Source organism: Sulfitobacter sp. THAF37, assembly GCF_009363555.1.
In the GTDB taxonomy this organism is placed as follows: Bacteria; Pseudomonadota; Alphaproteobacteria; order Rhodobacterales; family Rhodobacteraceae; genus Sulfitobacter.
The window spans coordinates 1,773,533-1,787,865 of the sequence record NZ_CP045372.1 but is presented as its reverse complement, the minus strand read 5'-3'; the positions used below and the strand labels follow the sequence as shown (position 1 = coordinate 1,787,865).

The 14,333-nt window shown below is 62.0% G+C and carries 14 protein-coding genes; 6 read left to right on the top strand and 8 right to left on the bottom strand.

Annotated elements, in window-relative coordinates; all coding sequences use genetic code 11:
• Window positions 1-171: 171 nt before the first annotated feature.
• Window positions 172-1,122, top strand: a complete 951-nt coding sequence (locus FIU94_RS08795) for a YihY/virulence factor BrkB family protein (RefSeq protein WP_152465445.1) — start codon at window positions 172-174, stop codon at window positions 1,120-1,122.
• Window positions 1,123-1,167: 45 nt separating this feature from the next.
• Here the strand turns inward: FIU94_RS08795 and FIU94_RS08790 are convergent, their stop codons facing one another.
• Window positions 1,168-1,824 carry a hypothetical protein gene (locus FIU94_RS08790; RefSeq protein ID WP_152465444.1) on the bottom strand — a complete coding sequence of 219 codons (657 nt, stop codon included), beginning with the start codon at window positions 1,822-1,824 and terminating at the stop codon, window positions 1,168-1,170.
• Window positions 1,825-1,978: 154 nt separating this feature from the next.
• On the opposite strand from FIU94_RS08790, the gene FIU94_RS08785 reads away from it, so the two are divergent.
• Window positions 1,979-2,518, top strand: a complete 540-nt coding sequence (locus FIU94_RS08785; RefSeq protein WP_254702490.1) for a cell wall hydrolase — start codon at window positions 1,979-1,981, stop codon at window positions 2,516-2,518.
• Between the two features lie 63 nt (window positions 2,519-2,581).
• On the opposite strand, the gene FIU94_RS08780 is transcribed toward FIU94_RS08785, so the two are convergent.
• The gene (locus FIU94_RS08780) at window positions 2,582-3,382 is read right to left on the bottom strand and encodes an amidohydrolase (RefSeq protein ID WP_152465443.1); all 801 of its coding nucleotides are present in this window, start codon (window positions 3,380-3,382) and stop codon (window positions 2,582-2,584) included.
• A gap of 82 nt (window positions 3,383-3,464) precedes the next feature.
• Between FIU94_RS08780 and FIU94_RS08775 the strand changes: the two genes are divergently transcribed.
• Genes FIU94_RS08775 through FIU94_RS08760 form a run of 4 tightly spaced genes read left to right on the top strand, consistent with a single transcriptional unit; the run spans window position 3,465 to window position 7,128 of the window.
• Window positions 3,465-4,193 carry a GntR family transcriptional regulator gene (locus FIU94_RS08775; protein ID WP_152465442.1) on the top strand — a complete coding sequence of 243 codons (729 nt, stop codon included), beginning with the start codon at window positions 3,465-3,467 and terminating at the stop codon, window positions 4,191-4,193.
• Between the two features lie 33 nt (window positions 4,194-4,226).
• Entirely contained in the window at window positions 4,227-5,177 is a 951-nt protein-coding gene (locus FIU94_RS08770) for a tripartite tricarboxylate transporter substrate binding protein (RefSeq protein WP_152465441.1), read from the top strand.
• Between the two features lie 3 nt (window positions 5,178-5,180).
• A complete protein-coding gene (locus FIU94_RS08765; protein ID WP_152465440.1) occupies window positions 5,181-5,630 on the top strand; it encodes a tripartite tricarboxylate transporter TctB family protein in 450 nt (149 codons plus the stop codon).
• A 1-nt stretch (window position 5,631) separates the two neighbouring features.
• On the top strand, window positions 5,632-7,128 hold the full coding sequence (locus FIU94_RS08760; RefSeq protein ID WP_152465439.1) for a tripartite tricarboxylate transporter permease: 1,497 nt from the start codon (window positions 5,632-5,634) through the stop codon (window positions 7,126-7,128).
• Window positions 7,129-7,466: 338 nt separating this feature from the next.
• Here the strand turns inward: FIU94_RS08760 and FIU94_RS08755 are convergent, their stop codons facing one another.
• From FIU94_RS08755 to FIU94_RS08730, 6 genes are all read right to left on the bottom strand, one after another.
• Complete coding sequence (locus FIU94_RS08755) at window positions 7,467-9,314, bottom strand: TniQ family protein (RefSeq protein WP_152465438.1); 1,848 nt, start codon at window positions 9,312-9,314, stop codon at window positions 7,467-7,469.
• Window positions 9,315-9,391: 77 nt separating this feature from the next.
• Window positions 9,392-10,336, bottom strand: coding sequence for a TniB family NTP-binding protein (locus FIU94_RS08750; RefSeq protein ID WP_152465437.1), 945 nt, complete (start codon window positions 10,334-10,336; stop codon window positions 9,392-9,394).
• The gene (locus FIU94_RS08745; RefSeq protein ID WP_152465436.1) at window positions 10,336-12,561 is read right to left on the bottom strand and encodes a Mu transposase C-terminal domain-containing protein; all 2,226 of its coding nucleotides are present in this window, start codon (window positions 12,559-12,561) and stop codon (window positions 10,336-10,338) included. The genes FIU94_RS08750 and FIU94_RS08745 overlap by 1 nt, the downstream gene beginning before the upstream one ends.
• Window positions 12,546-13,268, bottom strand: coding sequence for a hypothetical protein (locus FIU94_RS08740; RefSeq protein ID WP_152465435.1), 723 nt, complete (start codon window positions 13,266-13,268; stop codon window positions 12,546-12,548). The genes FIU94_RS08745 and FIU94_RS08740 overlap by 16 nt, the downstream gene beginning before the upstream one ends.
• A 115-nt stretch (window positions 13,269-13,383) precedes the next feature.
• Window positions 13,384-13,827: a hypothetical protein gene (locus FIU94_RS08735; RefSeq protein WP_152465434.1), complete on the bottom strand. Its 444-nt coding sequence runs from the start codon at window positions 13,825-13,827 to the stop codon at window positions 13,384-13,386.
• Between the two features lie 75 nt (window positions 13,828-13,902).
• Complete coding sequence (locus tag FIU94_RS08730) at window positions 13,903-14,304, bottom strand: hypothetical protein (protein ID WP_152465433.1); 402 nt, start codon at window positions 14,302-14,304, stop codon at window positions 13,903-13,905.
• Window positions 14,305-14,333: the final 29 nt, after the last annotated feature.

Genomic DNA, 14,333 nt, shown 5'->3' with positions numbered 1-14,333 from the left:
GCCAGCGGGCAGAGACGCTGGCCGACAGCATTGACGCGAGGATGGGCCGAGGGCGGATGACGACGCGCAGGGGCAGAAATCCGCGTGCTGGCTGTACCGGGCAGGATCATGCACTACTTTTGCCAATCGGGCCGCCCTATGGAAAGCTCATGGAACCAAGCGAGATGCCGAATGGAGAAACGTCAGCCCACCGAAGCGGGACGCGATGCCGTCATCACCCACGGGATCGTCAGCGACAATCCCGAGGGGCTGCTGTTCGGAACAGGCTGGCAAGCCCTGTGGGGTGTCACCCGCGAGGCGGCCCTGCGCCTGTGGAGCGATGATGCCTTCGGGCTGGCCGGAAACGTCGCGTTCCGGGTCCTGCTCGCGGTCTTTCCCTTCCTCATCTTCACCTCTTCGATGACCGCATTCGTCGGAAGCCAGAGCATGGCGGACGATCTGGTATCGTTCCTGATCGCCATCGTCCCGGCAACGCTGATCGAGCCCATCGTGGCAGAGGTGCAGCAGGTCATGACGGTCCAGCGCGGCGGCGTGCTGTCCACCGGTATCCTGCTGACGATCTGGTTCGCCCTGGGCGGCGTGGACGGGGTGCGCGTCGGTCTCAACCGCGCCTACGGGGTGCGCGAGACACGCTCATGGTATGTCCTTTACCCGGTCATGATCCTGATGGTGGTCATCGCCAGCATGGTGCTTGTGCTGGTGGGGTATCTTCTTGTCTTTGCGCCACGGGCCGGGTCGCTGCTGCATGTCCTGTTTCCGGGTTTCGATCCGGCGTCGGTGACGATACGCCTGGTGCGCTATCCGGCCGCCGCGATCATCCTGGTCCTGTCGCTCTTCCTGGCGCATGTGTTCCTGCCCGCCCGGCGCACAAGGTTCTCGTCAATCTATCCCGGGGTTCTGTTTACCGTTGTGATATGGGCGTCCCTGACGGCGGCGTTTTCGTACTACCTCGGGCATTTTGCCACCTATGCGACCTATTACGGCGGGCTCGCCGGGATCGTGGCGGCGCTGTATTTTCTGTATCTGGCGGCGCTTGTTCTCATCTTCGGCGGCGAGCTGAACCGCGCCATTCGTATCCGCCGCCTTGCCCGTGCCATGCGCCAGGACCCGGACAGCGATTGACGGCGGGGGGTTGAAGCACGCGTGGGCGGCGCAGGGCAAGCGCCCCTATTCCTGCCGGGTCAGCGTCACATCGAAACCGCCCGCGCTGAACGTGATGCGCTGCAGGGCGCTGGTGGCATAGGTCAGTTCCATGCCCAGCGACCTGAACCGGAAGGGCGACAGGTGCCCCGGCCCCTGCACCACGCGGTAGGACATCTTGCAACTCACTTCGCTGCCGCTGTCACTGCGTGCGGCGGTGGCGATGCGCACCACCCGGCGGCCGTCGTACACGGTCATGGGGTCCGGGCAGTCGCGGCCCAGCGCCATCGCGGCAAAGGCTTCGGTCAGTGACATCACGCCCCTTGGCACTTGCGCCACATCGCTCAGGTCCGTTGCCTCATCCGGCGGGATGACGGTGACTTCCGTCACCCGCCCCCCGGCCCTTTTCACCACAATCTCGCGCTGTTTGCTGCCCCGGCTGCGGCTTTCGTAGATCACCGTGCCGGCCTGCGCGCGGGTCACGGCCTCGAAGCTGCCGTCAGCCACGCCGAGCGGGGTGTTGTCCATGACCGCCAGCAGACGGCCCGCGCGGGGGCCGCCATCATAGCTGACGCTGCCGATCTGGCGGCTGCCCAGCGCCATGGCATAGGTCAGCTTTTCGGCCAGCGCGGGCCCGCAGAGCAGACATGCAAGCACGGGTGCAAGGATCGAGAAACGGGTCATGGAGGGCCCCTGTCTGTTGGCGTCCCACCCCACATAGGGCAAGCCCCCCAGCATGGCGAGGGGCATGGCACGCGGCGCGGCGCCAATGCGTCCGATACCGCTTGCCTGCGGGGACGCTTGCGGCCTACTGTCCGCCCCACGAAACGGAATGCCGATGAATACCGGAAGGGATGACATGCCGCGAGCCGAGACGAAACGCCTGGTGCCCGCCGCGCTGGGATTGCTGACACTGCTGGCCGCCTGCGGCGGGTCCGACCGCGTGACACCGCCGCCCGCTGATGACATCGAATGCCTCGCGCGGGCGATGTACTTCGAATCCAACCGCTCCAGCCGCGACGGCATGATCGCGGTGGGCAGCGTGGTGATGAACCGTGTCGCGTCCGACGATTTCCCCGATACGATCTGCGGCGTGGTAAGCCAGCACAACCAGTTCGCCCCCGGCGTCATGACCCGGCCCATGAACGAAGCGGGCGCGACCCTTGCCCGGCAAGCCGCCGTCGCGGTCCATAACGGAGAGCGCCACCCCCATGTCAGCGCCGCACGGTTCTTTCACGCGGCCTGGTACAAGGCCAACTTCAACAACATCCATTACGTGCTGACCACCGGCGGCAACGCCTTTTACGAAAAGCGGCGTCCCGAACAGGTTCTCGTCCGCGTGCCGCTGCCCCCGACCGAAGGCATCACACCGGGCTGAGGATCATTGCCCCTGGCCGGGACTGGCCACTGGCGCGATATGGCAAAGTGTGGTGCAGAAGGGTCAGGACCCCAAGCTGTCGTTCAGTCCTGAACCGATGCCGTACAGGGTCCGCACCGCAGCCCTGTCAGACACGACGCCGAGACACGAAGAAAGCGCCCAGACACCTGCATAGTTCGCGCGCTCTTCGTGTTGTGTGTGGGGCCAGTCGCTGCCCCAGACAACGTGGTCGGATGGAAGCAGGCTCAGCAGTTCCTGCGCGTGCGGCGCCACGTCGAACGGGACCCGGTAGTGTGCGGAAAACTTGAAAAACAATGCCTGCCGATCCGATAGGTCTGACACGGCCCGGAGCATCGGATCATCTTTCGGGACGGTTTCGGACGGCAGCCCGAAATGATCTATGACGACCCTGACCCCGAGTTCCGAGAGCGCAGGCAGGATCGGCGCTAGGCGCGGACCTTCAAGGTGAATTTCGAGATGCATGTCGCGGGCGCGCAGTTTTTGCAGAAGTGCCCGGATCGTCCGGTCCTGAAGGTCGGGAACTGCGGCCCCGCGCACGAGGTTCCATCGCACCCCCCGCACGCCGGACCCCGCGAGACGATCGAGTTGTTCCCCCGAAACATCCGGCGCAACGACGCAGACCCCGGCAAAGCGCGTGCGGTCCAGATCCGAGAGCGCCGCGCACATCTGCGAATTGTCCGATCCCAGAAAGCTGACCTGAACGATGACGCCGCCGCTGAGCCCCCTGGCGTCCAGATGCGCGCGCCAATCGCAAAGCGGTGCCGGTTTCGCTGGGACGTAGCGCGCGCCGTCTATCGCGGTCACGGTTTCATAGACATGGGCGTGGCAATCAAACCGGATCATCTGGGTCTCCTTCAATTCATATATATGACCAGTTGACTAAATGGGTCAAGCAGGTCTATGACTGCCGGTGGGAGGAATGACGATGAACGGATTCGCTGCGACCGATATGAGGCTTCCGGCCTACATCCGGCTTCGGGACACGTTTACGGCGCGGATCGCAAGGGGCGAATGGACCCCTGATGCGCCGATCCCCTCCGAGGCGCGGCTGGCAAACGAGTTCGACGTCTCCATCGGGACCGTGCGCAAGGCAGTGGACGGGCTGGTGGAAGAAGGACTTCTGGAGCGCCGTCAAGGCTCTGGTACCCGCGTGCGGGCCCCTTCCTTCGATGCGACGCTGTTCCGCTTCTTCCCGATCCGCGAGACAGACGGGTCGCCCCTGTCCATTCCGTCGAGCCAGATCATCCTGCGCAGCGTCACCGAAGCGCCCGACAAGGCGGCACAGGTGCTGGGCACCCGTGATGTCATCAAGATCGTCCGCCTGCGCTGCCTGTCGGACCAGCCGGTTCTGTTCGAGGAAATCTATATTCCCACCAGCCGGTTCGCCGGGTTCGACACCCTGCCGGAGGCAAGCCTGGGTCCGCTGCTCTACCCGCTTTACTTCGAACATTTCGGCGTGATGGTGAAGCGGGCCGCTGACGAAGTGTCGTTCGGGCAGGCCCCGGAGCGGGTCGCGCAGCGGCTTCAGATCCCGCCCGGCGATCCGCTGGCGGTGATCGAGCGCACGGCCTTCGACATCGAGAACACGCCGATCGAATGGCGCATCGCAAGCGGCAGCGCCAAGAAGTTCCGCTATCGCAGTGAAATCAACTGAACAACCGAAACACACCCAAGGGAGAGAGAGACCATGACACTCAAGACAACCTTCATCGGCCTGACGGCGGCGGCGGCACTCGCCACGCCCGTACTGGCGGAATACCCCGAGCGCACGATCGAGTTGACGATCCCGGCCGGCGCTGGCGGCGGAACCGACACGAGCGCGCGCAAGTTGGCGATCCTGCTCGAAGAGATGCTTGGCACCTCTATCGCGATCCTGAACGTGGGTGGCGGGGGCGGCTCTGTCGGGGCGTCGCAGTTCATGCAGGCCGACCCGGATGGCTATGCGCTGTTTGCAACGTGGAACAGCCCGTTGACGACGGTGCCGCAGGTGCAGAACGTCGCCTATTCGCTCGACAGTTTCACGCCCATCGCCTCGACATCCGAAACCGCCTACACCCTGTGCGTGAAGACCGATTTCCCCGCGACCACCGGTGAGGAATTCCTGGCAGAGCTTGAAGCGAACCCGGGCAAGTACACCTATGGCAACGACGGCATCGGCGGCACCATGCAACTGGCCGCGGAACGGATCTTCCAGGCGCGCGGCATCGACGCGGTCGCCATTCCCTTCGGCGGTGCGGGTGAAACGCTTCAGAACTTTCTGGGCAACCATGTCGACATCTACGGCGGGTCAATCTCGACCGTCCTGCCCTATGTCGAGAATGGCGAGGTGAAATGCCCGCTGGTGACATCAGCGGCGGACGTGCCGGCACTGCCGGGTGCTTCGGGTCTGGAAGCTCTGGGCCTTGGTGACAAGGAAACGCTGCTGTGGCGGGCGATCCTGGGGCCGCAGGGTCTGGACCCCGAGATCGTCAGCATGCTTGCCGACACCATCGAGAAAGCCGTCAACGACCCCGGTTATGTCGAGTTCCTGAAGACCAAGGGCGAAGTGCCCAACGTGGTCAAGGGCGATGCCCTGGGCGAGCGGCTTCGGTCGGAATACGATGCCTTGGCCGAAGTGTCCAAGGCACTGGGCCTGTAACCGATGGAAAAGCGTCAGGATATCGTGTTGGGGCTGATTTTTGTCGGTCTCGGCCTCGCCGCCGCGTGGATGGCGAGAAGCTATACCGGGGCCAGCGGGATCTACCCCATGACACTGGGCCTGATCCTGACGCTTTTGGGCGGGACCGTGGCGGCCAAAGCCGTCCGGTCCGGCTCTGACGAGATGCGGCAACTGGTCGCCGCGCCGTCCAAGATGATCACGGCAACCGTGATCGCCACCGTCTATGTCGCCGCGGTCGTGCCCCTGGGGTTCTATACGGCGTCTTTCCTGCTGATGCTGGTTCTGCCGATCGCGCTCGGCTTTCGGCAATGGGTCTATGCCACCGTGGTGGCGGCCATCTTCATCACCGTTGTCTATCTCGTGTTCTCCGTGCTGCTGGAGAAACCGCTCCCGCGCGAAGCGATACTTCTCCTTCTGGCGCCCGGAGGCTGATATGGATTTCTACGTCAATGCGCTTGGCGCGGTTCTGACCATCGGGCCGCTGGTCGCGATGATCGGCGCGACCCTGTTGGGGGTCTTCATCGGGGCGCTGCCGGGGCTGAACCCGGTCATGGCCATTGCCCTGCTGCTGCCGCTGACCTACTCGATGGATCCGTTGGTGGCGCTGGGCATGGTGGCGGGCATCTACAACGGTTCCATGTATGGCGGCGCAATTCCGGCCATCCTTCTGCGTATTCCCGGCACGCCCGCCTCGATCGCCACCACGTTCGACGGCTTTCCCATGGCCGACAAGGGCGCGGCGTCCAAGGCGCTCAAGATCGCGTGCTGGTCGTCCGCCGTGGGCGGAATCGCCAGTGCCATCGCGCTGATGACGGTTGGCCCGCTGCTGGCGCGGGTCACGCTGTTCTTCGGACCGGCGGAGTATTTCTGGATCGCGATGTTCGGAATGGCCTCGGTGGGCGTCATGGTCGGCTCCGACCCTGTCAAGGGCGTGATGGCGGCTGTGCTGGGCCTGTTGATCGGGACAATCGGGATCGACAACCTGTCAGGCCAGGCGAGGTTCACCTTCGATCAGACGTGGCTTCTGGGCGGACTTGACCTGATTGTCGTTCTTGTCGGGCTTTATGCATTGCCGCCGGTTCTTCAGTTGGCCGAAAAGTGCGACCTGAAGGGGCTATCGGCGGCACAGCTGAAACTGTCGGACGTGCCGTTCGAACCCGGTGAACGGCGCGGCCTGTTTCCGACCTGGTTGCGGTCTTCGGGTATCGGGATCGGTGTCGGCATCCTGCCCGGTGCGGGCGGGAACATCGCAGCCTTCCTGAGCTATAATGCCGCGCGCAATGCCTCTGCCGACCCTGACAGCTTTGGCAAGGGCAACCCGCAGGGTGTCGCCGCGGCCGAGTGCGGCAACAACGCGGATAACGCGGCGTCGATGATCCCTGCGCTTGCGCTTGGTATCCCCGGCAACGTGGTCGCGGCCCTGGTTCTCAGCGCGCTGACGATTCACGGGCTGCAACCCGGCCCGCAGCTCTTTCACCAGAACCCGATGCTCGTGGGCGGCTTCATGATGGAGATGCTGATCACCTCGATCCTGATCTTCGCAATGGGCGGCGCGGTGGCCACGCGGGCCTTTGCCCAGTTCCAACGACTTCCCGGCGTGCTTCTGGTGCCGTCCATCCTGATCCTGATGTGCGTGGGCGTGTTTGTGATAAACGGTCGCCCGATTGATCTTTGGGTGATGCTGGCGGCGGGGATCGCGGGCTACTTTCTTGAGAAAGTGAATGTGCCGCTCGCCCCGATCATCCTTGGCATGATCCTCGGCCCGATGGCGGAACAAAGCGTTCGCCGCGCCCTGCTCATCAGCCGTGGCGACGCGACAGAGCTTCTGACACGCCCGATCTCGGCCGGGCTGGCGGTGATGACCGTCCTCGTGATCGTCTGGCCGATTGCAAAGACGCTGCGCCGACGAAAGGCGCGCAGAGAGAACTAAGGCAACAAGCCTCTCCAGGTCGGGCGGCGTTGCCCTGTCTTTTTCTGCACGGGGATCGCACCGGCAAACTGTAGCGACAATCAAAACACGACCATCGCACCCCTATAACTAACTGATTTCGTTGCGTCACCTTATTGAATTATTCGAGCTTTTGTCCATTTTCCAATCAATTGATGTCCACTGAGAATTTCTCAAAATCGTGCAAAATAAGCTCTCATAGCGCCCCGGAAACCTAATGCAGATGCGAGAGAACGGCAAAAAGAAAAGGGCCACCGAATGGTGACCCTTATTGTTTCTGTCGAAGTCTCTGCCCGCTCCGTCGGGCACCGCAGATCGATCTACGCGAGCTCGAACTCTGGAAGTTCCTCAACTCGGTAAAAATCGATGCCAATTTCATCCCGCGCTATTGCCGGGCGAACTCTGTGTCTCCGAAGCGTTTTGGCCACGTCCTTCCGCCCGAGGTCATGTTCGTTCGCGATGCGGACGACCGTGGTGAATTCTTCCGCGAACTTCGCAATCGCGCGCTCGTCGAACCGGAAGAAGCGATGTCGGCCGTTCTTCCCTTCGACCATGATCGATGGAAGATGCGGAGCGACAGTCCGCTCGGTCAATGCCCAGCCGGTGGCTTTCGGAATTCGCAGCATCGCGAAAGCCGACGAGGCAGAGATGCCGGGCACATGGGTTCCAATCGCAGCGCGGACCTCTTCCGGATCGACATGCAGTGACGCAACTCCGTCGACATCCTGAAGTCGGACGACCTTGGAGAGAAACCCCCCAAGGATGAGATGCACGATTTCGACGCCCGGCACCTTGGCCTTCTCGGTAGCCTTCGCGATCGTCACCATCTCGGACGGGGCAAATGCGACCGGACGGGCCGCGGACAGAAGCTTCTCGAGCAGCTGCTCGACAGCATCCTGGCCGACCGATTTCCAGAGGCGCCCGGCAGCATCCTTCGGCCCGTCCGCGAGAGGCAGAAGAAGCCGTTCATCGAGGAACTGGTCGGCTTGCGGTCGGCTGCAGCCCATTGCCTTATCGAGCTTGCTCACATTGATCGCGTTGGTGACCGTTGCGGCCAGTCTTCGGCCAGCAGTGGCGTCGAAGACGTGATTGGCGCTGAACCGCGCGTCAGTCGGGATGAGACCGCCAGCGGTGAGAACGTTGCGGAGGGTCTTCGGGTGCAAACCGCTCTCGGCGGCGAGAGACTGAACGCTGTGGAGTCGCCGCTCGGCGAGCGAGCCACCCAGGATGATATCGCCCGCTGCGACGTCCATGGTGTCGAAGATGTGCTCTCGCATGATGCGCACGATGTCCCCGGGCTCCCTGCGGTTCTTTTTCGAGGAGAGCCAGTCGTAGAGCGCACCGAAGATCTTGCGCCGGCCCGGCGTGCCATCTGTCTGCGAGAAGGCGGCTTGTGCCTCCTTGAGGCATTCCCGGATGGCAGCCTCTCCCTCCGAGGTAATCCCGAACCCGACCCGTCCAGCCTGATCCCACTGGTCCTGGGTCAAGTCCGAGGCCTTCTTCGCAGGACCATGGATGACCAGCAGACCGATATACTCGGACACGCGAACCGCCTGTTCGAGCGTTTGACTATCGAGCCAGGCGGGGCCCGCCATGCCATCAAGCCGCGCGAGCGCGTAGTCCTGCATAGGGGATGGCGATCTCCGCTCGCAGTTGTTGACCAAGTCGTCGAGGGCAACACCTCGTTCAGGAACCTGAACACTCAGTTCATGGAATTTTCGATCGTAGTCCCGGCCGCGGCGGCAGATGAGAGCAAGGCCATGAACCGGGCAAGTACGCACAGCTCGCAGGGTCCAGGCAACGCGCTGTCGCCGTGAGATCGCGACATTCGCATAGTCCGCGTCATCCTCCCGGAGGCACGCGGGGCAGAAGACAGTGTCAGGTCGAGCGAAGAATTCTGCGCTCAGATCGTGACCTCCGAGAACGAAGTCGGCTTTGCCGACGCTCAGTGCGGAGTTTCGACGCAGGAGACCACGATCAACACCAGCGACAGTCGCCAGACGGTCGATGGCAGCATCCTTGCCTTGGACGAGGGCTTCGGGATGGACACCGATATCGTGCAGGAATGGAACGAGCCGCGTGTCGAGATGGAAAGCTGCGAGGCGCGCGCCGAACGACAGTGCGGTCTCGTCATCATGGAAGGGCAGATACGGGAAAAGCTTGGGCATGGGTGCTCCAGTAGAGAGTGATGGGAGGTATGGAGAGGCCTCGGCGGCCGGGGCGCGAAGCAAACCCCGGCGAGATTTCAGCCGAGATCGATTTTGGACCAGCGTGGCGAGAGAAAGACATTGCGCCCGACCTCGCAGGCCTCTTGCTCAAAGAAGGCTTCGGCGAAATGTTGGATCTCGAGCGTCTTGTCCCCCCGCATCAATGCGATCTCGATGGCCGCAATGATCTGTTCGATGCAGAGACCGAGACGGTATCGCCCGGCGTGAGCAAGGCGCTCTATCAGGTCGGCAGGTTCGGGGCGTGCGACCTCGGCCATGTCGCAATAGGTCGATACCAGACCACGGAGCAATTTCCCGTCCGCAGTGACGTTCACGGGTCCAAGTTCGAACTTCTTGAAGCGTCGGTCCGCTTGGAAATCGACCGAGAGCCTCTCGAACAGGGTCTCGATCCCGCAGAGAACTACAGCGACGCCACCCTCGTCTTGCATAAGGGTCTTCAAAGTACGGAGAATATCATGCGCCTCCGACTTCGACCCTCTGGGAAACATGTCCTGAGCCTCATCAATGACCAGAAGCACAGTGCCGAGAAGCTTGAAACGGACTCGGACATCGTTCCAAGCATCCCAAGCAGTGGCGCGCTTTTTCGCGAGTTCGGTGTATCCCGTCTTCTTCAGGACTTCGAACGCCAAGCTCTTGCTCGTTGCTGGGTTCGGTACGGTGACCCGGACCACCGGTATCGGCGCGGCCGACGACGGCTGCAGATCGGGATGATTGTCGACCGCTTTATTGATAAGGGATGTCTTGCCGCTTCCGGCACCACCAACCACCGCCAAACCACGCCGCTCTCCATCGGCCCGGGAGTCATCCGCCGCGATCAACGAATTACCGTTCGCGTCCATTGACAAAAGCCGATCCAGGCGCTCACGAATTTTCCTGTCCCGTTCCAGGGTAATGTACTTGGAACGCATGCCCGCAACGATTTCGCGGATCATGCCACGATCTTGGAGTTCACTGGTCGTCATCACTTGTCCTCAATGTCGAAATTCGGTTCGTCCGGGTCATCGCCGCTCTCGGTTTGATGCTCGGCACGAGGAGAATTTGCGTACGATGTGGACGGCTCGGAAACGGATGAGACCGGATCCGAAGCGGATTTTTTGACGTTTTCGTGAGAAGCGCGACCCATCGTCGGAAGCTCGTCACCAAGGATCCCGTCTTTGGTCATCGCGATCCGAGATGGACGATCCGGCTCACCGAAGAAACCGATGAACAACTTCCTCTCCGCACGCTCAAGCCGTTCCTCGGACCAGTCGTCGGCGAGCAGGCCGACGCGTGCCATCGCATCGCCGTTGATCCGCTCGATGTCATCGATCGTTCGATTGATGACACTCTCCTCGAAGGCCGCTTGCTCCTTGAAGCGAGCCCTGAGAGCGTTTCTGGCCGAGAACCAGGTATGAGCTCGGACTCCGCGGAAGCGCGAGAACACGGACGGCACCTCGATCCATTCACCATCGATCTCGACGGCGATGGCTCCAAGGTCCTCGTTGTACCAGCGGACCTTCACCTCCTTGTTCCGCCGATGCAGCATCGTTTCGGCAAGGAGGTCGGAGTGATACCGGATGCCGAGATACGTGATACCGTCTTTCTGGACGGTCCGCTTTAGCCGTGTACCGAAGGCCAAGCGTCGCCGCCGCAGATCGGCCGGAGGCGCGACGCCATAAGTGTCGACCAGACGGTTCCAGCAATTGGCAGGGGTCTCGCCATCGAGGCCCTCGTGAGGCAGCCGGTGATAGATGTCCACGACCCAACGGATGAGGGCCGCGCACAGATCATCGACGGTCAGTGCCGCCTTGCCTTCCGAGTTGTAGTCACCCCGTTCGAGGATGTTTCCGAACGTCCGTCCGGTGAGACGCGGCATGAGGCCCACCGAGATTGTCTTGAAGACGCGTTCGACGCGAGCACGCATTTCCGGCAGACCGGCGGGGGCGTGTATCAGAGAAATGCCGAGATCCTGTGCAGCAACCGCCACATCGTAGCTCACATATTCCTTGCCACAGTCGGTCGCGATCAGTTCCGGTGTTCCGCGCATCGACCATGGGGTGAGAGCTCCCACGGCATCCGTCCAGACTCCCTTGTCACGTCCAATCATCTCGATTGCCTGAACCGTGGCCTGGGAGTTCGGCGACCGCGACAGGCGCATCGCGAGGATGCATCGCGTGGTCGCACAGATTGCCACGGTCAAATGCCACCGCTTCTTCTTGCCAGTGAGGCCCAACCGAAGCTTGTCTTCATCGTCGAGGAAATTCAGCAGCCCGGAGTCGGCCATCAGAGAGATCAAATCGATCTGCCAGGTGTCCATCTCGACGCGCTGTAGGGGGCGGGTGACATCAAGACCGGTTCCGACAGGAGCGTGCTTCTTGCGGGCCTTTTCCAGGCCGAGACGCGCTACGTCGCAGTGGTACGGATCGAGGCTGAGAATTTCGCGGCGGATCGTTTCCTTCGAAGGACATTCCAGGTCAGGGAGATTCTCGCGGCGGCGTTCGACATTCTTCGCCTCGAATGCGCGCCGAGTGTTCCGCACGATAGCGGATTGCGTGATTCCAGGGCTCATGTATCCGCGCACGCAATCAGCCAAGATGGCGCGGGTGTCTGCACAGAGATTTCGGTCACGGTTTCCCTTAAGACCGCTGCTACCATAGAGGCCGGAGAGACCAAAACCTTCGTAGGCTTTAAGCCATCGACGCAACGTCCGTGCGCTGAATTTTGGGACCTTGGTTTCGGACACCCTACCATCGAACTGGCTCGGTTCCTCGAGGAACCTCGCGGCTTTGCCGACGATGCTGTCCTTCATCGCGTCGATCGACTCGTCGGTACGGTTGACCCTGTTTTCTTCCTCCAGACTGAGAAAGCTACGCACGACCGCCTCCCGTTCGCGCGCGACCTTGTGCATGTTCTCCGGCAGGCTCGACAGCAGGTCGGCAGGGCGATCCAGCATCCTGCGTGCGCCCTCCGGTAGCAACGCGCCTCTCTCATGCTGAATGCATCCAAGCTCGACGAACCGCGCGATCTGGCTGCGATTGTAGCCCACCGTGACGCCCGTGCCGTCAGCTGGGCAGAAGAGGTAGCCAGCATCCGTCACGTCGACCGGCTGAAATGCGATCCCGTCGATTGTGACCTTGTCGCCTTTGCGAAAGGCGAAACGCGGGCTGTCGCCGCTGGGTGCGAAATCCAGCATCAGATCGGCCTCCACCGGACGAGTGCTTCCGGTCCGATGCGCTCGTGGCGAACCAGCTCGAGGGCATGGGTCCGGATCAGGCGAACCACCGCTCGGAACGTCTGGCCGGCGCCTCCGATCGTCGAAACGATATCGGCGATCCGGGCAGCACCGCCCATATTGGAGACAAGGCCGCGCAGGGCGTCATCCGGCTCTCCGTCGTGGAGACGCACGCTGTGGATCAGCTCGGCATTGTAGACCTCGATCGGGTCGAGGTGCTTCTCGGTCACGAGCGCGACCCTGTCCGCGACCTCGGCGGGGACCTGGCTCGCGAGACAACGCATCTCCGCCCGAAAATCGGGTTTCGCGGCGGTCCGGCTGTTCTTGACGATCAGGGCCGTACGGGTTCCGTCCTCGAACGTGACCCGAAAATCGAAGAAGTGGCGTGCGCCCTGCCCCTCCAAGTCGACCCAATGGAAGAGCACCTGGTTTTCCAGGTCCACGACATCGGGACGAGCCTGCATCACGAGCGCGACCCGGAACTCGGTCAGGCTCTCGACCTCCATCCGCCAACCTTCATTCTCGCCGCCCACGAAACTGCCGGTGAAGTGTTCGCGCACGCCCATCTTGACCGCGCGCATCGCCGTGGATGGCTGCGGAAGGCGGAATGTATCTTTTGGTGTTCGGTACATGTTCTTCATTCCTTCGAACTTGAATGCGTTCGGATCTGTAAATTTATCCAAGGTGCGGGCCGCAGAAGCGATTTTGAGAGAAATCTCACAACTCATTGCGATGATTAGTTTTTATCATAGACCGAGGCTCGAAGGTTCTCAGCAGATGCTCCCGCGGCTGCACGGACTACACGCGAAGCAACCCTGCGACCGCGGTCTCTGCTGCGATCGCGTCGAGGGTCGCAGCGCGCACGTGTAGGAATGCCGCCAGCATACTTCGCACTCTCAAGAGATGCTCGCCGCGCTCGCTGTAGACTGGGACATCCCGAAACTCACCGTGCGGTCCCATCGCGTCAAATCGCGTCTCCACGAAGCGAGTGTCAGTGCTGACGATCTCGCTCTCCAAGTCCGCATCGAGGATGCCGCAAAGCGCATCGAGCGAGGCCTCGTCGCGTTCGTCGAAAGGATTCCGCTTTGCGAGGCACCGCAGACTGCGCGCAACAAAGCCGTGCGCCGCCGTGGACCCACCGACTTTTGCAGATCGCGCCTCCCGTTCGAGTTCGCGCCCGAGACGCACGGTTTCTTCAGCGAGGCTTTGGATTGAGCGTTGGTTTTCTTGAGAATTGATCATGGACGTCTCCCATCTTGCTCGGCCCCGATGGCCAAGCGTCAAAATCCGGCCCCCGGTATGGGGACCGGATCGATTTCAGGCGGTGAGGAGTTCAGTGATTTGGAATGCGCCGTCGCAATCGGGCTCCAGGCCGATTGAGCGTAGAAGATCGTCGAACAGATCAGTGAGTACGCAGATCGTCTCGACCTCGGGCGACGCCGGGTGAAAGCCGGCAAAGAGGCATGTCTCGAAGTCGTCGGGATCGCCCACGTCTTGCAAAGCAAGGAGCCTGTGGATCGCGATCAGATCACGCAGGATACGGCGATCAATCCGGGTCGCCGTCTCGAGGCGCAGTGCACAGGAGATCACCCGGGCTTCTGCGGCGGCACCGCCCAAAAGGGCCGCCGCTTGGGCGATGTCATGTCCGTGATTGAAGAGGAGATTCCGTGCATTCGCAAGGGACTCATCGAAAATGTTGAAATCGGCAGAGTCGAACATCTGTATTGCCTTTCATGGCAGCGCTGCAC